This is a genomic window from Thermanaerosceptrum fracticalcis, from assembly GCF_000746025.2.
GTDB lineage: Bacteria > Bacillota > Peptococcia > DRI-13 > DRI-13 > Thermanaerosceptrum > Thermanaerosceptrum fracticalcis.
On record NZ_CP045798.1, the window covers coordinates 2,435,866 to 2,455,917 of the forward strand.

At 46.9% G+C, this 20,052-nt stretch carries 18 protein-coding genes and 1 pseudogene; 1 reads left to right on the forward strand and 18 read right to left on the reverse strand.

The annotated features are described in order from the left end of the window. Positions 1-451: 451 nt before the first annotated feature. The 5 genes from BR63_RS12360 to BR63_RS12380 form a co-directional block, all read right to left on the reverse strand. Positions 452-1,189: a WecB/TagA/CpsF family glycosyltransferase gene (locus BR63_RS12360; protein WP_034420606.1), complete on the reverse strand. Its 738-nt coding sequence runs from the start codon at positions 1,187-1,189 to the stop codon at positions 452-454. A gap of 172 nt (positions 1,190-1,361) precedes the next feature. Further along, a complete protein-coding gene (locus tag BR63_RS12365) occupies positions 1,362-2,324 on the reverse strand; it encodes an LCP family protein (protein ID WP_051965473.1) in 963 nt (320 codons plus the stop codon). 133 nt (positions 2,325-2,457) lie between these two features. Next, the gene (locus BR63_RS12370; RefSeq protein ID WP_051965472.1) at positions 2,458-3,360 is read right to left on the reverse strand and encodes an LCP family protein; all 903 of its coding nucleotides are present in this window, start codon (positions 3,358-3,360) and stop codon (positions 2,458-2,460) included. A gap of 224 nt (positions 3,361-3,584) precedes the next feature. Further along, on the reverse strand, positions 3,585-4,160 hold the full coding sequence (locus BR63_RS12375) for a copper amine oxidase N-terminal domain-containing protein (RefSeq protein WP_034420605.1): 576 nt from the start codon (positions 4,158-4,160) through the stop codon (positions 3,585-3,587). A 304-nt stretch (positions 4,161-4,464) separates the two neighbouring features. Next, entirely contained in the window at positions 4,465-7,728 is a 3,264-nt protein-coding gene (locus BR63_RS12380; protein ID WP_161781855.1) for a S8 family serine peptidase, read from the reverse strand. Positions 7,729-8,070: 342 nt separating this feature from the next. Between BR63_RS12380 and BR63_RS12385 the strand changes: the two genes are divergently transcribed. After that, complete coding sequence (locus BR63_RS12385; protein ID WP_034420603.1) at positions 8,071-8,256, forward strand: hypothetical protein; 186 nt, start codon at positions 8,071-8,073, stop codon at positions 8,254-8,256. Between the two features lie 70 nt (positions 8,257-8,326). Here BR63_RS12385 and BR63_RS12390 read toward each other — a convergent pair whose 3' ends face one another. The 13 genes and pseudogenes from BR63_RS12390 to BR63_RS12450 form a co-directional block, all read right to left on the reverse strand. Next, positions 8,327-8,581, reverse strand: coding sequence for a hypothetical protein (locus BR63_RS12390; RefSeq protein WP_034420602.1), 255 nt, complete (start codon positions 8,579-8,581; stop codon positions 8,327-8,329). Continuing rightward, positions 8,582-9,061 (reverse strand): hypothetical protein, encoded by a 480-nt coding sequence (locus BR63_RS12395; protein WP_034420601.1) that lies wholly within the window; start codon positions 9,059-9,061, stop codon positions 8,582-8,584. A gap of 276 nt (positions 9,062-9,337) precedes the next feature. Beyond that, positions 9,338-9,703, reverse strand: a complete 366-nt coding sequence (locus BR63_RS12400) for a rod-binding protein (protein ID WP_051965471.1) — start codon at positions 9,701-9,703, stop codon at positions 9,338-9,340. 12 nt (positions 9,704-9,715) lie between these two features. Continuing rightward, a complete protein-coding gene (gene flgF / locus BR63_RS12405; protein ID WP_034420600.1) occupies positions 9,716-10,549 on the reverse strand; it encodes a flagellar basal-body rod protein FlgF in 834 nt (277 codons plus the stop codon). Between the two features lie 536 nt (positions 10,550-11,085). Further along, complete coding sequence (flgF, locus tag BR63_RS12410; protein WP_034420599.1) at positions 11,086-11,829, reverse strand: flagellar basal-body rod protein FlgF; 744 nt, start codon at positions 11,827-11,829, stop codon at positions 11,086-11,088. Between the two features lie 194 nt (positions 11,830-12,023). Continuing rightward, positions 12,024-13,055, reverse strand: coding sequence for a rod shape-determining protein (gene mreB / locus BR63_RS12415; protein ID WP_034420598.1), 1,032 nt, complete (start codon positions 13,053-13,055; stop codon positions 12,024-12,026). A 123-nt stretch (positions 13,056-13,178) separates the two neighbouring features. Continuing rightward, a complete protein-coding gene (spoIIID, locus tag BR63_RS12420) occupies positions 13,179-13,436 on the reverse strand; it encodes a sporulation transcriptional regulator SpoIIID (protein WP_034420597.1) in 258 nt (85 codons plus the stop codon). A gap of 117 nt (positions 13,437-13,553) precedes the next feature. Continuing rightward, positions 13,554-14,888, reverse strand: a complete 1,335-nt coding sequence (locus BR63_RS12425) for an ATP-binding protein (RefSeq protein WP_420825479.1) — start codon at positions 14,886-14,888, stop codon at positions 13,554-13,556. Positions 14,889-15,227: 339 nt separating this feature from the next. Next, a pseudogene (locus BR63_RS20010) lies at positions 15,228-15,340 on the reverse strand (sporulation transcriptional regulator SpoIIID); the annotation flags it as partial. Between the two features lie 206 nt (positions 15,341-15,546). Then, complete coding sequence (locus BR63_RS12435; protein ID WP_051965470.1) at positions 15,547-16,299, reverse strand: M23 family metallopeptidase; 753 nt, start codon at positions 16,297-16,299, stop codon at positions 15,547-15,549. Positions 16,300-16,433: 134 nt separating this feature from the next. Continuing rightward, positions 16,434-17,438: a stage II sporulation protein D gene (gene spoIID, locus BR63_RS12440; RefSeq protein ID WP_051965469.1), complete on the reverse strand. Its 1,005-nt coding sequence runs from the start codon at positions 17,436-17,438 to the stop codon at positions 16,434-16,436. Between the two features lie 251 nt (positions 17,439-17,689). After that, positions 17,690-18,940, reverse strand: coding sequence for a UDP-N-acetylglucosamine 1-carboxyvinyltransferase (murA, locus tag BR63_RS12445; protein WP_034420659.1), 1,251 nt, complete (start codon positions 18,938-18,940; stop codon positions 17,690-17,692). Positions 18,941-19,229: 289 nt separating this feature from the next. Further along, complete coding sequence (locus BR63_RS12450; protein ID WP_034420595.1) at positions 19,230-20,003, reverse strand: YwmB family TATA-box binding protein; 774 nt, start codon at positions 20,001-20,003, stop codon at positions 19,230-19,232. Between the last annotated feature and the right edge of the window lie 49 nt (positions 20,004-20,052).

Consider the following 20,052-nt stretch of genomic DNA (forward strand, 5'->3'; position numbering starts at 1 on the left):
CTTCAGCGCTTAGGTGGCCGTATCCCCCCTTTCACAGAGTTCTTAAGCAATTAACCTAAACCCTAAAGGTTTAATTACCTTTAGAAAATTTGAGCAGAAATAATAGTTCGACCTGCTTGTACGCTTTTCCTGCTACTCAGGCCATCTTTTTTGTGAAAGTTTTTCCCATCCTACCAGCATATGTATGGCAAGTACTACAAAGCCATTATATCACACACGGGTCGCAAGTCAATAACCAGAAAATGCTAATTCGCGGAAAATATACAGATAGTTCGTGAAATTAGTTGATAGTTGTTGGTTGGTAGTTGGTAGTGAACAACGCTTCCCGATATCCGATTTCCGACTTTAGTTGATTCTCAAGTTCATGTTCTAGTACAGAATTGTCGGAAGTCGGCTAGTCGGATGTCGGCGGTCGTTACGTAGCCGTCATTTCATTATATGCTTTGTCCTTTCATCTAGAACCAAGTTTTTGCCGTAAGACGGCTAGAACAAACTTGGGCAGGGCCAGCATCCGCTTATAGCGCGTTGGTTCTTTATAGAGTCTGTAGAGCCATTCCAACCCGTAATTTTGCATAACTTCAGGGGCCCGTTCGGCAACTCCGGCCAGGACATCAAAGGAACCCCCGACCCCTATGGAAATAGGTGCGTTCAATTCTTTTATGTACCGCTGGATAAACTGCTCCTGTTTGGGCGCTCCCAATGCCACCAGCAGGATATCAGGCTTTTCTTTGGCTATATTCGACACGATTTTCGGTTCTTCCTCCTGGTAAAAGTATCCGTGGTGATAGCCGCAAATGTGGAGTTTCGGGTACTTTCCGAGAGTGTTCAAGACAGCTTTTTCCACCACCTCAGGCTTAGCCCCCAGGAAATAGATTTTCCAGCCTTTTTCATGAGAATAAGAAAAAAGCTTATATATCAGGTCAATCCCTGTCACCCTTTCAGGCACAGGCTGACCCAGGGTTCTGGAAGCCCAGACCACGCCAGAACCATCAGGAGTAACCAAATCGGCATTACCAATGAGGCGTCTAAAGTCAGGCTCTCGATAGGCTTTATAGATTATCTCGGCATTGGCGGTGACGATATGCCGGGGCTTGCCCTGGTCAATCATGATCCGGATCCACTCCAGGACCTGGTTCATTCCCATACGGGCCACCCTGACGCCGAGGATATTCACGGTCTCGATTTTCATAGACGAACGTCCTCCCAAAATTGTTCCGGAAAACATTAGTTTTCACGGAACAATTTTTCGATTATCCGCTTACCGACTTCCGATTAACCGACAAGAAACTTTTATGTATCTAGCTCTTGACTATCAAATAGTATATTCGGTAGTCGGAATTCGGAGATCGGATAGTCGCAAATTATTTCTTCGCTGTGGCAGTTTTAGGGGGAACTGCTGCGGGTTCTTTGTAGATTTCGGCCATGAGTTTGGCGAGGGCCTGTCTATCGGCAATCCAGTAGCTGGCGGTCACGGCGTCGCCTACAGGTGCCCCGGGGACCATGTGGGTTTCCAGTTTAATATTCTTGATATCACGAAATTTATTGGCCAAAGTGATCATTTTGGATACCGGCATATCTGTTTTAACATATTTATTCAATTCTTCCACCAGTTCGGGTATCTTCCAGACAGTCGAAAAGCTGACAGCCTGCTGGGCCAGGGCTTTGAAAAACTTCTGCTGGCGTTCAATACGGCCGATGTCCCCTTTGCCGTCACTGCGCCAGCGCACATAAGCAAGGGCATCATAGCCGTTCAGTTTTTGCAGTCCCGCTTTTAAATTGATATCCTCTTCGGGCAGATACATGCGCTGTTCCACGTTGATGGTAACCCCGCCCAGGATATCTATGGCTTTGCGAAAACCTTCAAAATTCGTCTGCACATAATAATGTACGGGAACATCCAGGAATTTTTCGACCGTCGTTACGGCTAATTCCGGTCCGCCCACGGCATCAGCGTGGTTAATTTTATATGAACCTTTGCCGGGAATATCCACTTTTGTATCCCGGGGTATGGAAAGGAGGTGGACCTCTTTATCCTCAAGATTAAAAGAAGCAAGAATAATGGTATCGGAACGGGCGCTTTCGTTCTTTCTCTGATCAACGCCCAGCAAAAGAATATTCAGGATATTTTCGGATTTGTGGGCTACATCCATTTTATTATTCTTCTCCTTGGGCACCAGGGGATCCATGACCAGTTGGGCTACCTTGTAGCCTAAAAAAACGCACAGCAAAAAGAACCCCACGAGGAGGATCCAGCCTGCCGGGGTAAGGGTTTTCTTTCTCTTGCGCTCCAAAGGAGGCATTTTGATATCGTCTTGAGGCTCCATTGTATCACTCCATTAGTTGGTAGTTGGGACGATTTCCGATTTCCGATTTCCGCTTTCCGATATCCTATGCCGGTAATCGGTGGTCGGCAGTCGGAGAGCGTAATTCGGTAGTCGGAAGTCGGATAATCGCTATTTATGAGTCTTGGGATTTGTTCTTTGTTGCGGCAATGGTTGTTTTGTCGGGCATAGCCAGTATCTTATCCAGGCTGGCCAGTTCGGGTTCCCAGTACCAGAGACCGTCGATTTTTTTGTTGCGGCCCGGGAGGACCTTGCTGGTGATGCCGTTTTCCAGCACGTCGGGAGCGAAACGGGAAAGGGCGATCATCTCTCTTATGGTAAAGTCTGTTTCTACATTATCTTTTAAGGCAGCGACCAGTTCGGGAATTTTCTTGATGTTGCCGGTATCCAGCATCTTTTGCGCCAGGAGTTTGATTACTTCCTGCTGGCGTGCAGCACGGTCGATATCGCCGTTCTTGGTGCCGCGGAAACGGGAGTAGGCTAAGACCTGTTCCCCGTCAAGGTGCTGTTTGCCAGGTTTAAGGTCGATCCCTTCATCGGGCACATACATACGGACAGGCACATCCACTTCAATGCCGCCCACCAGGTCTACCAGCTCTATTAGGCTTTTAAAGTTAATGACGGCATAACGGTCAATCTTAACCCCCAGAAAATCGGAAACAGTCTTTTTGGTGAGGTCTACACCTCCATAGGCATAGGCGGCATTGACCTTGTCCCAGGCCCCCTTTATCTTGACACGGGTATCCCTGGGGACGGAAAGAAGCTGGGCTGTTTTGGTCTCGCCATCCAGGGAAGCAAGGATGATAGTATCACTTCTGGAGTTAACACCTTTACGGCCATCCACGCCCAGGATTAAAACATTAAATTTCTCAAACCGGGGCTTTGCTTCCTCCCCTTCTGCAGTAGTGGCAGGATTTTTAGGGGTAAAGGGTAAGCTGAAATAGCTGTCATAAGCCTGGTAACCCAGGAGCAGAGCGACCAGAAAAACGGCTATCAATATTTTTTTATTCTTAAACATAGTCATCACCCTATTAGTTCGCAGTTCGCAGTTGGCAGTTCGCAGTTGGTAGTTGTTGGTTGTTAGTGGGGACGATTTCCGATTTCCGAATTTAGTTGCTTCTCAAGTTCATGTTCTAGTACAGCATTGTCGGAAGTCGGCAGTCGGAGAGCGGAAGTCAGTAATCAGTAGTCGGTTGTCGAAAATCAGAAATCGGAAATCGGAAGTCGGTTAACGGTTTACGGTTAACGCAATATGGTTGCCGTTTGGGTGTCGTTGTCCCATTCCAGCTTCGCGCCAAGGGATTCACCCACAAAACGCAAAGGCACCATGGTGCGCCCTTCGCTGATAATGGGGGATGTGTCTAAAGTGACACTTTTCCCGTTGACATAAGCTTTAGTCTTTCCTATATATAGTTCAATTTTTAGATTATCTAAAGTATAGGTAACTTTACGGGTCTTGTCATCCCAGGAAAAATTGGCACCAAAGGCCTCACCGATAAAGCGCACGGGAACCATAGTACGCCCGTTTTGGTTTATGGGAGCTACATCCAACTGAGTAGTCTTGTCATCTATGACCGCACTTTTTTGCCCGATGGTTACTTTAATGGTGGTAGTCAACTGGGTTCTTATTTTACGAATGTCGTTTTCCAGTTGGGCAAAGGTGGTTTTTAAAGCGTTAATCTGCTGTTCCAAAGGACTAGTGGCATTTTTCAACCAGTTATCAAAGTAAAGTTTGGTCATCAGCTGTTCTTCCGCCCAAACTGGAAAGCTCAGCGCAATAAGGCTCAGGCAGATGGCAATGATTAAGTGTTTCTTCATTTTGAAGTACCCCTTGCTAGCGAGTTACTAGTTACTAGTTCCTAGTTACTAGTGTTTTTGGGTCGGGCTTCGGATGTCGGATGTCGGAAAGCGGAAGTCGTTATTTTTTCGGGTAACAATAAGTATTCTACAAGAAGGGAAGTAATCCTGCAAGAAAGGAGTCAGTTACTAGTTACTAGTTCCTAGTTATTAGTGGTAAAAGTACCACTTACCGGACTCCGTTCATGGTCTCTGCTCACTAAATGGGACTAACCATAATGATATAACTTCTCCGTTATTATTTACAGACGGAAAAATGCGAAAATTAGTTCCGCACTTTTAAATAATCGCCTTCCCACAGGGTTGCTTTCAATTCTGCCGGCTTTTCGTTGAATTGCACGGGCAGAATAAGTTTTCCATTCTGGATTTCGTAAGCCTGGTCGTTTATCTCCAGTAGACCTGATACCGGCTTTTTGCTATGTCTTTCTCTTACCTGGAGGGTAATAAACCCGTGCTCCCTTTCTTGTTCAGAGGCCTGATAGGTGATGAGATATTTATCTTTAAAGTTGCTTGGCCCCGGTTCAGGGACACCTTTCAGGGCAACATTAAGCTGATAATTGGAGGCTGTTAAATCATAGAGGCTCAACGTTGCGGAACTGTAGACGACAATTTCCCAGGTACCCGGTTCGGGAGCAGGATAGTTAATGGATACTTTACCTTTTACGTCAGCTGCCACAGGTCCTACACCGGCATAATCGCTCATCCGCATTTCTCTCCCCAGAGGGTCGAAGAGATGGAGGCGGGCCCGGCCTTGGTATTTGCCGGTGGTATCGGGAAAAACTGAAAGGTCTATTTTAATGTTTTCAGTACCCACAGGTACCCTGACAAAGTAGCGCTCATACTGGCCCGCCCCTAGCTGGGACAAGATGGTATGCTCATAACCGTTGTTCTTTTCCAGTTTCAAGGCCTGGCCTGCGGTAACGGGCACCATTACGTCTTTGCCGGGGGAATCCGGGTCGTCCCCCGCCAGGATTTGACTTTCTACGCCGGTAAGATTGAAGGTTACAGGAACCCGCCTTACCTTCCCTGTAGGGAGGTATGTTTTTTTCCTGGTTACCTGGGCAAAGGAAAGGTTGTTTTCCCAGATAATGGTCTTATTTTCTTTGCTTTCGTTACTTACCTCAAGATAGAGTTGTTTGGGTTCAAACTCCCTGGCCAAAACACCCTGGCCTGTCCCGAAATCGGCATTAAAGGCCCTGATCGGTAATTCCCGGCTCAACAGGTTTTCTTTTAAAAGCAGCCAGGCTTTGTAGACGTCCAGGACACCCCGGCCCTGAGCAGCCGCCTCCAGCCCGGGCAGTAAGCGTGCACCCTGGAGAAGGGCCGCTTTAAGTTCTTGTGTCGTAACCTTAAGTTTCTTTTTCTCAACGGCCTCTTTGAGCAAAGCCACTGCACCCGCTGCGTGGGGAGCCGCCATGCTGCTTCCTTCCACCAGGCTGTATTTATCGCCATTCCAGAGGGGTATGGTAGAATAGGCACTGCCGGGAGCCGCAAGGCTGGGAAACCAGGCGCCGTCTTTACGGGGCCCTACAGAACTGAAATACCAGAGGGTTTCTTTCTCTACTTTCCAACCATAATCAACCTCCCACATGAGAGGAGAAATATAGGCCCCTACGCTGATGGCTTCATCGGCATCAGCGGGAGTAGCCAGAGAAGCAAGGCCGGGGCCTGTGTTTCCGGCAGCAATGGTAAAAACAACTCCTTTATCCCTGCTTAACTCATTCACCAGCTGGGCAAGGGAACTCTTACCTGCCGAATCATCCTGGTACTGCCCCAAACTAAGGTTAATAATCTGAGCCCCTTTGGAGACTGCCAGTTTAACGGCCTCCTCTATCTTATCCCAGTCAGCCAGGCCATCCATTTCGATGGCTTTTATCACCAGGAGCCGGGCCCCGGGGGCAACGCCTTTGACCTCTCCGTTGGCAGCAGCGATTCCGGCTACATGGGTGCCGTGGCCGTTGCCGTCAAAACCGAACTTAACATAGTCCCCGTTCTCCGCAATTTCCGCCACCACAAGGCTGAAGGGATGTTCTTTTTTGTTCAGCGTCACGTAAGCCGGGTCATCACGGTAAACCCGCATAATTCTGTCATCACTGAAATCCCGATTCTGGTTGGCGTCAAGGACCACGGCGTTATATTTACCGGGTGTTTCAGTATCCAGAAGCAGTACGCCTATTTTCTCATTCTTAAAATCTCCTGTGGATTCTTCGTATTCAAGGAGGTCCGGGGGCAGGATTGCTATGGTTTCCAGAAAGCCCAGGCGAAAGACTTGGCTCTTGGATTCCAAATAACCCAACTGGTATTCTCTGTCCTCTACCCGTATCTTTTGGTTAAAGGCCTTAAGGCTGTGGGGCGTCTTAACCTGGCCTTCTCTGGTCAGGTCCAGCCAGTCCACAATCTTAGGTTCACCCCGGGTTGTCCACTGCAAATCGGGATGAGCAACATCCACGCCCGTGTCTATAATGGCGATTAGCTGCCCGGCGCCGTCCACCCCCAGCATACTTTCCAGCCGATCGGCGTTGATCTCGGCTTTCGTAACCTTCAGGCTCAAAGGGGGATTTTCCCGGGAGATTGATGCTTTGTTTTCCCCGTCGGCCGAGAATTTCGGCTTTGTATCCTCTGCGTGTCTTATTCCTGAAGGGAGAGGCCTGCTGTTTACGGAGAAGATAAGATGGTTTTCTTTATTAGCACCTTGTTCTATCAAGACAACTTTACCCTCTTTGTTAAGGAGAAGGTTAACATATTCCGAACCTGACATGTCTTGCTTTTTTTCCAATAGATAGTTAAGATAGTTCTCTGCAAGGGAAAAAATTTCATCACGGCCCCTTATCTCCAGGGAAATGGATCTTTTAGCAGGGTCTAAGCTTAAAAGCCTGCCGGAAATATCAAAAAGGTCACCGCGCAGGTATAGAAAGCGGTGTAAGGCGGCAGCCACTTCTCCGCGCGTGGCAGACGCAAGCCCGCCCAAACGTCCCGGTTCTTCAGCCTTCATGATTCCCAGCTCCAGAGCCCTGGCCACATAGGGTCTTGCATAAAAGGGGATTTCTTCAACATCCTGATAGCCTGAAAGATTATTTAACCCAGGCTTCCCTAATTCCCCCAGACCCCTCAATAAGATGATGGCCACCTGGTAGCGGGGAATTTCTTCCTCGGGGTGGAAATAACCGCCGGGATATCCCACCATCATGCCCTGTTCTTCGTTTAATAAGATATCCCCTTTAGCCCAATGGTCGTTGGCCACATCTTGAAAGGGTGAATTTATCTGCTGCAGGATACTTACTTCATCGCTTTTGTTTTCTATATTATTGATAAACCTGGCCATTTGGGCCCGCGTCACTTTATCCCGGGGGCGAAACCCATCGGGGAACCCGGCTACGATGCCCCTGGCCCAGAGATGAATAATCTCCTTTTTATAAGGATCCTGGGCTATATCGTTAAAGGGCAGTGTATTTGCACCTAAGCTTGGGGTTATGAAACTATAAATTGATACAATTGCTGCTAGTAAGGCAATTCTTAAGAGACGTCTCATTTTCTCACTTCCCTGGATTTTGTTCTTTATATCTGACTTCCACATGCAACAGCAAAATACCTTCCTTTTCCCGAAAAATGTCGGGAAGTATGTAGTTGGTAGTTGGTAGTTCATTTCTAAACTAATATCTGGAAATGAGGTTGTATTGTCAGGAGGAGTTGTTAATTTATTATAAGCTAATATTAGAAATTTTTTCAAAACATTATAACTATGTATTAACTTTTATCAGGAGATAGTGTATAATAAACATGTGAAGGTGAGTGCAAGCACTTTCTTTCGAAGAACAACACAATAATATTATACAATTCTATGTTAATACATAGTGAGAAGGGGTGTATGAAAATGACAGAGAGTCAATTGAACGCTCTGCGCCGTGAACGCAGTCGTCTTCTTGATGCCTGGAGAGTTGCTGACGGTTCAAATAAAATGGCAATTCTTGTACGCATAGGCGACATTGATGAAGAGCTGGGAAAGTATACAGATAAAGCTGCAGAAAAAGCGGCCAGACCACGCAGATTTTTCCGCTAATTCCGCTGATGCGGAGTTGGTAGTTGGCAGTGAAAAAGTGAAGCCGGGAGATGTCTCCCGGCTTTGGTCATTATTTTTGCTCTATATTCAATTTGCCGTGATAAAAGTCATACATTTCCTTAATAGATGAAAATAACAATTGTTCTTTAGCTATCTTGTTAAGCAAACCGGCTCCGATGTTTCCTTTATGATAAGAATGTATAGTACAGCGCCGGTAGAGTCCATCCGGGCCATGTCCCGAGTATGTTGCTGTTTTATATTTCCTTCTCATCCCCAACATTTTGCATATCGTTTCAATATCATCCCACGTAAACGTATACCCCATCTATTCCTCCAGAAGTTTCTTTAGGCCTATTACTTCAAGTACTTTTTCTTTATTGCCCTGACACTGTTTGATCCCGCGTAGAATCCAGTAATGGCCGTCTCTTTCTGATTTGGGGTTAAGGAAATATTCAAGGTCGTCAAAATACTCTTCCGCATAATTCATGGCATCTTCAACTAAACTATAAACAGCTTCCTCTTTTGTTAAACCAACTCCATGTAAACGCAGCTGCTCATTCCATAAATTCCATGTTTGATTTTCTTCCGTATCGGTTATAGAGTCACCTGGTCTATCAACCCATTGGTATGTTAAACCAGACAAAGCTTCGGTTGTTACCCTATTTAATAAATCTGTGGATATTACAGATACGGCACCGGTTTCTGTCCTTTTAAAATCCATAACGATAGACTCAATCCCCCGAGCGGCATTACGACGTATGAGAGGAAACTTATTTTTAGCCTGTGCAACAGTATATACTTCCATTAGACTAACCCTCCGTGTTTTTTTAAAATATTATATCCTAACATGCACTATTATGTCCATAATGGACAAAAACGGAACAGGAAAAGAGAGCAGTGATGCTCTCTTTTCCTGTTCGCCTGGCCTGGTATTTATTATTTAAGGGGGGACTTTAACTTAGTTACTAGTTACTAGTTACTAGTTATTAGTTGGTAGCGGTTTGGAAGCAGACATCGGATATCGTATTCCGGTCTCTGGGCTCTGGTCACTGTTTACGGTTTACGGTTCACGGTTCACGGTTCACGTTTCGCGATTTATGTCCCGCTTCAGCTGCTGATAGAGCATATCGGCAAGTCCAATGCTGCCGTGGGATTTGGCAATGAGTTTGCTATACTGTTCATCCAGCATATCCTTGTAGATTTTTGAAGCATAGCTTTCTTCAATTAAACCGCCATTGGGGATCCCAGCCCTCATCTGCTGTAACATTTTATGCAGGAAAATGGCTTCTAATTCCTGGCAGGCTTCTTTAAGTTTTTTGTCATCTTGCCTCTCAAGCCTGGCCTTGTCCAGTATATTTTTAAAATCCTGCACCCCTTTGTTCCGGTAACTGCCTTCAGTTGCCTGTTGAGTATAGTTTCTTAGTCCATCCAGGGGAGAAGTTTTCATGCTTATTCACCCCTAGCGTTTTAATCCATTGGTGATGCCCATCATTTCGTCAGAGGTCTGAATCGACTTGGAGTTTATTTCATAAGCCCGCTGGGCAGTAATCATTTTTACCATTTCTTCTACTACTTTCACATTGGAGCCTTCGAGGAATCCCTGGATCAAAGAACCTAAGCCATCCTTGGTAGGCTGCCCGATAATGGGTTCTCCGGAAACCTCGGTGGCCACATAGCTGGTTGATCCTACGGCTTGCAAACCGGCAGGATTAGCGAAATTGGCCATTTCCAAGATAGGAGCACTTGCCCCGCTTACTTTCTCCGTGGAGACAATACCGTCTTCGCTGATGGAGATGGTCTTGGTAGCGGTATCGGGTTTTATGTATTTGAGTGTCTTCCCGCCCACACTCAAGCTGCCGCCGGTGCTGTCATTGCCTTTGGAAGAGAGAACCCGATAACCGTTGGAAGTAACCAGATACCCCTGGCTGTCAATCTGGAAAGCGCCGTTACGGGTGTACCCCACCTTCCCGTTGGGAAGTGCCACCATAAAGAAGCCTTTCCCCTGGATGGCCACATCGGAATCATTTCCTGTTTCCTGGAGTATGCCGCCGCTGAAGTCGCTCAGTGTTCCTACAACGCGGACACCGTTACCGATCTCTAACCCCATTGGATTAAAGAATCCCTGCTCGGAAGCTGCCGGACTTTTCAGCGACTGGTAGAGTAGTGACTGGAAATCCACCCGGCTCTTTTTAAAACCGGTGGTATTCACGTTAGCCAGGTTATTGGAAATTACGTCAAGGTTCATCTGTTGTGCCTGCATACCGGAACTGGCAATGTAAAGGGAACGCAACACGCCCAAAACCTCCTTGATTAGTTATTAGTTACTAGTTACTAGTTTGATTCGTAGTTTCGTGACCGGTGATCGGTGACCAATTTAATATACCGGACACTGGACTCTGGTCACTGGTAACGGCTCCTGGGTCGCACACACGGGTTGTTGGTTTCCTCGGTCGGTCGGAAACCTGGAGGCTTCTGTATAACAGGCCAGCCCCACTTTAGTTACTAGTTACTAGTTATTAGTTATTAGTCATTGGAAGTCGGAAGTCGGAAGTCGGATGTCGGATGTCGGATGTCGTTATTAATATGAATATTTTACCACTTATGGAACTGATGGTCAATGTTAGTTGGTAGTTGGTAGTGATCGGTGACCTGTGACCCGTGACCAGTAAATTAACCGGACACCGGACACTGGACTCTGGTCACTAATATTCGGATGTCGGATGTCGGAAAGCGGATGTCGGAAAGCGGATGTCGGAAAACGGATGTCGGAAAGCGGATGTCGGAAAACGGATGTCGGAAAGCGGTAATCGGATAGCGGAGAGTCGTTGTTTAGATACGTCCCACTTCGTTGACAGTTTTCTCCAGGGTGCTGTCTTCGGTCTGGATGACCTTCTGGTTAGCTTCGTAAGCGCGCATGAGGTTAATCATATTCACCATTTCTTCAATGGCGTTGACGTTACTTTCTTCCACGAATCCCTGGGCAATTTTGGGATTTTCCACCTCCACGGGTTCCTCACCCCGGAATAAGGAAGACCCTTCTTTGACAATGGGAGAAGCAAAGGAAACAATATGAAGCTTGTCTACCAGTTTGCCATTGACGAAAACCCGGCCGGACTCATCAACGTTAAAATCACCTTTGCCAACCACAATTTCCCCCTTTTTCCCCTGTACGGGATAACCGTCAATCGTAACCAGTTTGCCTTCGGGACTTAAGTTAAAGACACCATTGCGGGTATAACGTTCACCCTGGGGGGTATTCACCACAAAATAACCTTCCCCCATGAGAGCAAGTTCCAAGGGGTTGCCCGATTCCTTGTAAAAACCCGCGGAATAGTCGGTCACTATATCATGGATCTGCAGTCCCGTAGACAGATTGCCCACAAGGGGAGGTGTGCCTGTGGTGACCGTAGGATCATTAAGCCTGTGAATAAGCATCTCAGGGAAAGAGCGGGCTACTACTGTCTCTTTTTTATAACCGCTGGTGTTGACATTGGCCAGGTTGTTGGCCGAGGCTTCCTGGCGCTTGGTTAAAACGGCCATCCCCAGAGCGCTGGTGTAGATACCTTTAAGCATAAGTTGCACCTCCTTTCCGAGTTAGTTACTAGTTACTAGTTATTAGTTACTAGTTATTAGTTGGTAGTTGACTGCAGCCTATGGCCCGATGGCCGATAACCGTTATTCGATAACGATTACCGACAGCCGATATCCGCTATCTGACAAACGTCGGAAATCGGAAATCGGTAAACTGAGGTCGGATAGTCGTCCCTCTATTTCGCTGCCGTGCGTTTGAAGGAACGGGCGCTTTCCAGGATATCGATCAAGGCGAGAGCCTTGGCGGTGCCTAAAGCCACGCACTGGACAGGATTATCGGCTATATGTACGGGAAGGTGGGTCTCCTGGGTGATAAGCATGTCCAACCCATGGAGGAGGGCTCCCCCTCCCGTAAGGACGATTCCCTTATTCATGATATCTGCAGCCAGTTCGGGAGGTGTTTTTTCCAGGACTTCTTTAGTGGCTCCCACAATGGCCTCCACCGGTTCCTTAATAGCCTCATAAGCTTCCCTGGCCATGATGCGGACAGTTTTAGGCAGGCCGCTCACCAGGTCCCTGCCCCTGATTTCGGTGCCGGCCTCGCCCCTGGCCTGGGGATAGGCCGTGCCTATTTCTATTTTCAATTCTTCTGCCGTACGCTCGCCGATCATCAGGTTATAGGCCCGCCGCATGTAGCGGACCAACGCCTCGTCAATTTTATCGCCGCCGATGCGAATGGATCTGCTGGTCACTATCCCGCCCAGGGAAAGAACAGCTATGTCGGTAGTACCGCCGCCAATATCCACCACCATAGAACCGCTTGGTTCGCTGATTTCCAATCCTGCTCCCAGGGCGGCAGCCAATGGTTCCTCAATGAGAAAGGCTTGTTTGGCCCCCGCCGAGATGGCCGCTTGTTTCACTGCCCTCTCTTCCACACTGGTCACGCCGGAAGGAACCCCGATCATGACACGGGGCTTGAAAAACAGTCTCTTGCCCACGGCCTTCCCTATAAAATAACGCAACATTTTCTCCGTTACGTCATAATCAGCAATTACTCCCTCTTTCATAGGACGGATAGCGACAATATTACCGGGGGTCCTACCCAGCATTCGCCTGGCCTCTTCACCTACAGCAATAACCTGTCCTGTGTTCTTATCCAGAGCCACGACCGATGGTTCATTGACAACAATCCCCTTGTTTTTGACATAGACAAGAACACTGGCAGTACCTAAATCTATCCCTATATCTTCGCCAAAATTAAAGAACATGAGGCCACATCCTTCCATAAAAAAAATTACTGAATAAAAAGCGAAAAGTGTACAAGGACTACCTGTGGCTCATATTCTACACTAAAAGACCTTTTCCCTCTTTTTTTCCTATTAAATTCTTCATTAATTTTCCTGAGCTTCTTTATATTTCTTCTTGGTAGCCTCACCGCCGCGCAAATGACGCTCAGCCTTATTTTGTTCCAAAACATATTTGACCTGGGCAGCAAGCTGTTTATTAATCACCGGTAATCTCTCGGTCATGTCTTTATGGATAGTGCTTTTGCTAACACCAAAAACAGTAGCAGTCTGTCTCACCGTGGCTGTGGTATCTAACATATAATGACATACCTCCAGGACACGTTTCCGGATGTATTCTTGCATCCTCTTCCCCTCCGTTCAGCTCATTTTCTCTAAATGTATATGAGGGGAAATGAAAAAAATGCTTGCGTCCAGGGAAAAAATGATGTTAGTTACTAGTTGCTAGTTATTATTTATTAGTTAATTTTCCAACTGCTGCAATGCCATCCCAATCAGTTTATCTGCATAATCGGCCAGGAACAGCGGGATATTCAACAGATCATCGTCCAACCGCAGATTGTTCAATGAAAAACGGACACGCAGCTTGACCTTGTCACCGTATTTCTCTTTAAACTTCTTCAAGCTTTTGCTTTCGACATTGCTTTCCGATTTTACCTCTACGGGCAAAATATCGTTTTCTCTCTGAATCAGAAAATCCACTTCATACCGGGGATTGTCCATTGCCCAATATCGCGGCATTGCTTCAAACTGGTTTCTCAGTGCTTGGAGCACATAGTTTTCGCTGAGCGCTCCCTTGAACTCCACAAACAGGCGGTTGCCTTCGCCGAAAGCAGAGGGTGCCAAGAGCGACAGGCGGCGCAATAGTCCCACGTCCACCATATAAAGCTTGAAGGCGGACAAATCGTCATAAGCAGAAATGGGCAGCCCCGGTGCACTGCTGCGGTATATCTTATAAGTCAGGCCCGCATCGCAAAGCCATTGCAGCGCGTCCTCATATTCTCTGGCCCGGGCGCCTTCCTTGACCACTTTATAGATAAATTTTTTATTCTCCCTCGCAAGCTGGGACGGAATTGACTTCCAGATAAGTGAAATCTTCGGGAAATCCTTGGGATCCGGATGCTTGGCAAAATCCCGTTCGTATGCCCCTAATATATTGGAAAGCACATGCTGCATCAGCTCAACATCCCGGTCTTCCGTCCAAGATCTGACGGATTCCGGCATTCCACCGGTAACAAAGTACATTTTAAGCTTTTCATAAAGGGGATTGAAGAAAGCATCAGGAATGGCTTCAATACTGTCAATGCTGTTCAAATAGGCGGCAAGATTGCCGTCGCCATTGGCCATTAAAAATTCGGTGAAGGTCATGGGCCCGATTTCTAAAAAAGCTACCTTGCCAACGGGGAAAGAGGCAGGCTTGGACAGGGCAATGCCCAAAAGGGAACCTGCGCAGGCCACATGGTATTCCGGTGTGTTCTCACAAAAATATTTGAGCGTATTCAAAGCGTTAGGACATTCCTGTATCTCGTCGAAAATAATGAGCGTAGCCTCCGGCTTATTCGGCTTGATGGTTTGTCCGCTGGCCATCATCAGGTTTTGCAAGATGCGTTCGACATCCTTTGTGTTTTCAAAAAACTGCTTGTATTCCGGATGCTCGTCAAAGTTGAAATAGGCGATATTTTCATAATAGCGCCTGGCAAATTCTTTAAGCAGCCATGTCTTGCCCACCTGCCGTACACCCTTTAATATGAGCGGTTTCCGGTGCCTGGAGTTTTTCCAGCGCAGCAACTCCTGCATGCTCAGCCTTTCCACAATATCACCTCCAAAATATCACATTTTTATACATATTTTGCGTTAATTTATCACACTTTTATAAATAGTATAACCATATATCCGGCAAAAAGTCAATGCATCACATAAATATTATAATATTTGTCATTAAAATCACATTTTTATATATTTAATTGGGTAATCCATTGTAAGCATGGCAACATCCCATGATATATTTTTTTAACATATTAAAACCTGCGCCTCTTTTAATGCCAGCGCAGGTTCTCTTTTAAATTCAATATCATTTCATCTCTCATGCAGCGTACTCGAACACCCAGTGCAACCGACACCAATTCTTAACACGGTATGAATCGTACTTTTACTAACACCAAAAACAGTAGCAGTCTGTCTCACTGTGGCTGTGGTATCTAACATATAATGACATACTTTCAGGACACTTTCCGGATGTATTCTTGCATCCTCTTCCCCTCCGTTCAGCTCATTTTCTCTAAATTTATATGAGGGGAAATAAAAAAATGCTTGCGTCCAGGGAAAAAATGATGTTAGTTACTAGTTGCCAGTTATTAGTTACTAGTGGATTTCATTGGACTTCGTACTTCGGATGTCGGATAGCAAAAGTCGTCAACTGGACACTGGTCACCGGTTACTGGTCACGGTTAACGGTTCACGGTTCACCTTTTGGCAGGTAGTCCCGGGGATTCACTACCTTTCCGTCTTTGAGCAGTGAATAGTGGAGATGGGGGCCTTCCATGACCTCATTTAGACCGGGCTGCCCCACTATCCCTATACTCTGCCCTTTCTTCACAACATCCCCCGTTTTGACAAAAACATCTTCCAGGTGGGCGTAAACGCTCTGCCAGCCATCCCCGTGGTCAATGGATACCTTCAGCCCTTCACTCTTAGTGGTTTCTACTTTGCCTATTTTCCCCTCCAGGGCCGCTCCTGCCTCAGTGCCCCTTTTTACTTTGATATCGATGCCATTATGATAACGATAATCACTGAAGGTTTTGGAATAGGACAGGCCTACTTCCTGGATGACCTCTCCTTTTACCGGCCAGGTGATGTCCTTGATATTCGAAACAGCATTGACTTCTCGTGTTTGTGTTTGAACCGGGGCCTTTACTTCAGCTTCCTCTTTTGCTTTGGGAGGTGCTGGCATTGTTTTCGGCTTGTCTTGGGATTCCTGTAGAACTATTCCTGTGACAGTAGAGCGCTCTTCTTTCATACTGTTGGCCTGTCCCATCACACTGGTCAGGGGCGACTCATTTTTTTTCGCCGTCTCTTTGACGAAGAGTCCCTTACCCATAAAAGGAATGATGATGCTAAATATGAGTAAAACAACCCCTGTGTAAATTCCTAAGGTTTTCAATTGTTTGCTTTGTCCATCTAAAAGTTTACTAAATTTTTCACGGATCACGGAAAATCACCACCTCGCTACTATTTTGCCCAAATTCTTCCTGTTTTAGTTACTAGTAGGGCAAACCGGGCAGGAACCAGGTGGAAATATAAAAAATTACTAATAACTAATAACTAGTAACTAGTAACTAACAACTAGTAACTAATTTTGGCAAACCCCACCCCAGTATAGTAATGGGTGAGAATCTGCCGGTAGTCTTTGCCCTGCTCAGCCATGGCCGCCGCCCCATACTGGCACATGCCTACCCCATGGCCGTTGCCGCGGGTCACAAACAGGATGCTTTCTCCTTTTACCTGCCAGTCAAACCAGGTTGAGGCCAGCCCCAGCTTGCTTCTAAGCTCGGTACCGCTGATCACCGTATTGCCGAAACGCATGGTTTTGACGCGGCCTGTACCCGTCTTCTCCATGACCTGGATATAGTTTTTACCTGTTTGCAGTTTACTTACAGGTATGGACTGGAGGCTTGTTCCCAGGGCTTTGTCCAATCGCGCCAGGTCAATAGTATTCACAGTCTCCCGGTAACGGTCCTGGTGGTCAACACAGGCCACACTGCGGAGGTACGGTATCTGGAATTTCCAGACATCCTCAGAGTTTTCCGTACGGCCCCCGCCGCAGGAAGAATGATAGACAGGATCAATTAACTGTCCCTGGTAAACGAGAACCTGCCCTGCCGTCTCCTGTACCGCCTGGATTATTTTCTTTTTATAGGCCCGATATCCCCAGACACCCCAGCGGTTTTTCATCTCCTCACTGCTGATCCAGGCCTGGTTGATGGCGGGATTGGTGCTGAGATCAGCATCTTGGTTAAGGTTTTTTATCCGGGGGTCCGGTATCTGTAAGCGCTTGACGGCATAGGTACGGGCGGCTACGGCTTGGGCCTTCAAGGCCTCTTCCGGAAAAGAAGCGGGCATTTCCGCAGCCACTACCCCTACCAGGTATTCTTCCAGGCCCAAATACATAAGCTTGTTTGTTTGATGATTTAATACCCGCACCCTGGCTGTATCGCCTTTGATTTTTATTTCTAATTCATCCTCAAATAAGAGAGAGATTCCCCAGGGTATGACGATGAGCAACAAGATAAACAATATACCCCATTTGAGAAAACCTCTCCTTTTCCTTCTCCGGGGCCATAAGGCCATGGTCATCATCCTTTGTAAAAAACCATACTAGAATAGCATATGTCCAGGATGCTTAATTTAGACCATCTATGACTGATTCGCTTCCCGACGCCCGCTACCCGACCCCCGAATTGCCACTGATATGTTCGCTAAAATAATAGAAAATGATTTTTTCTGCCCAAATAAAAAGAGAGACTATCAATGAGTCTCTCCGTTAGCAAACTTATATTTATTATTTCCGGTATCGGGAGGCGGGTAGCTGGAAGCGCAACTTACTCCCTGGTAATTCTCGCTCCCACGGCCTTAAGCTTACCGACAATATTATCATAGCCCCGGTCGATATGATGAACGTTGGTAATTTCCGTGTCTCCTTCAGCGACCAAACCGGCAATTATAAGTGCGGCACCGGCCCGAAGATCGGAGGCTTTGACAGGTGCACCGTTCAGCTGGCGAACGCCCTCCACCACGGCACTGCGTCCTTCAATTTTGATATCTGCACCCATGCGCCTCAGTTCTTCTGCGTGCATAAAACGGTTTTCAAAAACAGTTTCCGTAATGATACTGGTACCCTGGGCAATGGTCATCAAGGCCATAAACTGGGCCTGCATATCGGTGGGGAACCCAGGATAAGGCAAAGTCTTGACATCCACGGCTTCAATGGGATTCTTTGCAATGACTCTAATCCCGGAACCTTCCTCGTATATCTCCACACCGGCTTCGATGAGTTTGGCGATGACGGGTTTTATGTGGTCGGCAATGACATTCTCCAGGAGGAGGTTCCCTCCTGTAGCAGCCCCTGCCACCAGGTAGCTGCCTGCCTCGATCCTGTCGGGAATCACATTATGAACAGTTCCGCCAAGGCTTTTCACACCTTCAATTTTGATGACATTGGTACCTGCACCTTTTACTTTACCGCCCATGGCGTTGATAAAGTTGGCCAGGTCTACAATTTCCGGTTCCTCTGCTGCGTTTTCTATGACAGTTGTCCCCTGGGCCAGGGCCGCTGCCATCATAATATTTTCGGTGGCACCCACACTGGGATAGTCTAAATAAATTCTGGCTCCCGTTAACTTGGGCGCTTCAGCTTTAATGTAGCCGTGATCCATGCTGATCCGGACACCCATGGCTTCAAAACCTTTAAGGTGCAAATCAATGGGGCGGGTCCCAATGGCGCAGCCGCCGGGCATGGAGATCCTGGCTCTTCCCAATCTCCCTAAGAGAGGTCCCATCACCAATACGGAAGCACGCATTTTCCTTACATACTCATAGGGTGCTTCACATTTATTTATATCGCGGCAGTTAAGATCAAGGGTATTATCGTCAGCCCTGTTTACACTGGCCCCAAGTTCCCCCAAAACGCCGCAAATCGTATCAACATCGGCGAGATGCGGTACATCCTGAATCCGGCAGTTACCTTCAGCCAACAGTGAAGCTACAATAACAGGCAATACGGCATTTTTAGCTCCACTTACGGTAATCTTTCCCTGTAAAGGCTTACCGCCTTTTACGATAATCCTGTCCAATAATATTCCTGGTTTACAAAACCTCAAGTGAATCCTGTCTGGTTTTGCTTACAGGTGCACCTCCTTTCGTAATTTATCCATCTGGGCCAAGCTTGCTGACTATAAATTCGGGACAAACATCCATTTTCCTGCCCACGGCATACAATTTTACCGTGGCATTTTTTCCCTGCTAACCCCTCATGTCAGCAAGGCACAACCAAAGATGCAAATCGCAACCAGCCGCCCGCTAATATACTGCTAATTCGGATATCGGGAAGCGGGAGTCGGGGAGCGTTGATTAATTTACGTGTTAATATTCTTGATAAATTAAAGGGCTTCCCACATGGATGTAGGTAGAACCCTTATCGGCATGAAAGCGTAAAGCAATGTTAATATTAAGCTTTTGCTTGTTAACTGTCAAGAAACCCTGGCCCTGATTTGTATAGTACGTCAGGCTGGTCACTTGCTCCTCTTCCATGCCTTCCACAAAACGGGCTTCCACCGTTTCGGCCAGAGACTGGGCTAAAAGTGAGCGTTTGGCGGTAGATAACTTGCCCGGCAAACTACCGGTCCAGACTACACCCACCTGGTGTTCGCTCCCGATACGGGCCAATGCGGCAGAAATATTACCATACATTACCTGAGCGACAGTCACATCTGTTGTGCGAAATGATAAGCCCAGACAAGATCCACCATACCCCGTGGCTGCTGGAATAGCCTGCATTACCAGCTGCATGACACTGTCCTCCCGCTCCATCAGGTTGGATAGAATAAGAAAACCGTCTTTTTCTTTTTGTACCACAGGCTGAAGGGAATCAAACCCTAAGGCTTGTGCCAAAATGCGGTACTTTTCTTTGAGCTGCTCTTCCGTATCCACTGTATTACTAATTTGTCCCCAGACCTGCAGATTTATTTCTTCTAAATTTGCACCGGATTGTGTAAATACTTTCCTGGCCAACTGAAAATTATCCATCTTAGGCTGGCCGTCTATATTAAGAAATGTCCCCAACGTAGTACCGGGTACAGCTACTGTAAGGAAGAAAAACAGGCAGACCATACTTAAGAACAAAGAGCGCCAAAACATCTCCAAACCTCCTCTTTACCATCTAAGTATAGTTTTCCCTACTAATTGC

What these genes read in the sequence shown, in the direction of transcription:
- BR63_RS12360 (WP_034420606.1), bottom strand. Translation starts at nt 1,189, where the DNA reads ATGAAAATCGAGACCGTGAATATCCTCGGCGTCAGGGTGGCCCGTATG.
- BR63_RS12365 (WP_051965473.1), bottom strand. Translation starts at nt 2,324, where the DNA reads ATGGAGCCTCAAGACGATATCAAAATGCCTCCTTTGGAGCGCAAGAGA.
- BR63_RS12370 (WP_051965472.1), bottom strand. Translation starts at nt 3,360, where the DNA reads ATGTTTAAGAATAAAAAAATATTGATAGCCGTTTTTCTGGTCGCTCTG.
- BR63_RS12375 (WP_034420605.1), bottom strand. Translation starts at nt 4,160, where the DNA reads ATGAAGAAACACTTAATCATTGCCATCTGCCTGAGCCTTATTGCGCTG.
- BR63_RS12380 (WP_161781855.1), bottom strand. Translation starts at nt 7,728, where the DNA reads ATGAGACGTCTCTTAAGAATTGCCTTACTAGCAGCAATTGTATCAATT.
- BR63_RS12385 (WP_034420603.1), top strand. Translation starts at nt 8,071, where the DNA reads ATGACAGAGAGTCAATTGAACGCTCTGCGCCGTGAACGCAGTCGTCTT.
- BR63_RS12390 (WP_034420602.1), bottom strand. Translation starts at nt 8,581, where the DNA reads ATGGGGTATACGTTTACGTGGGATGATATTGAAACGATATGCAAAATG.
- BR63_RS12395 (WP_034420601.1), bottom strand. Translation starts at nt 9,061, where the DNA reads ATGGAAGTATATACTGTTGCACAGGCTAAAAATAAGTTTCCTCTCATA.
- BR63_RS12400 (WP_051965471.1), bottom strand. Translation starts at nt 9,703, where the DNA reads ATGAAAACTTCTCCCCTGGATGGACTAAGAAACTATACTCAACAGGCA.
- flgF (WP_034420599.1), bottom strand. Translation starts at nt 11,829, where the DNA reads ATGCTTAAAGGTATCTACACCAGCGCTCTGGGGATGGCCGTTTTAACC.
- mreB (WP_034420598.1), bottom strand. Translation starts at nt 13,055, where the DNA reads ATGTTCTTTAATTTTGGCGAAGATATAGGGATAGATTTAGGTACTGCC.
- spoIIID (WP_034420597.1), bottom strand. Translation starts at nt 13,436, where the DNA reads ATGCAAGAATACATCCGGAAACGTGTCCTGGAGGTATGTCATTATATG.
- BR63_RS12425 (WP_420825479.1), bottom strand. Translation starts at nt 14,888, where the DNA reads ATGCAGGAGTTGCTGCGCTGGAAAAACTCCAGGCACCGGAAACCGCTC.
- spoIID (WP_051965469.1), bottom strand. Translation starts at nt 17,438, where the DNA reads ATGGCCTTATGGCCCCGGAGAAGGAAAAGGAGAGGTTTTCTCAAATGG.
- BR63_RS12450 (WP_034420595.1), bottom strand. Translation starts at nt 20,003, where the DNA reads ATGTTTTGGCGCTCTTTGTTCTTAAGTATGGTCTGCCTGTTTTTCTTC.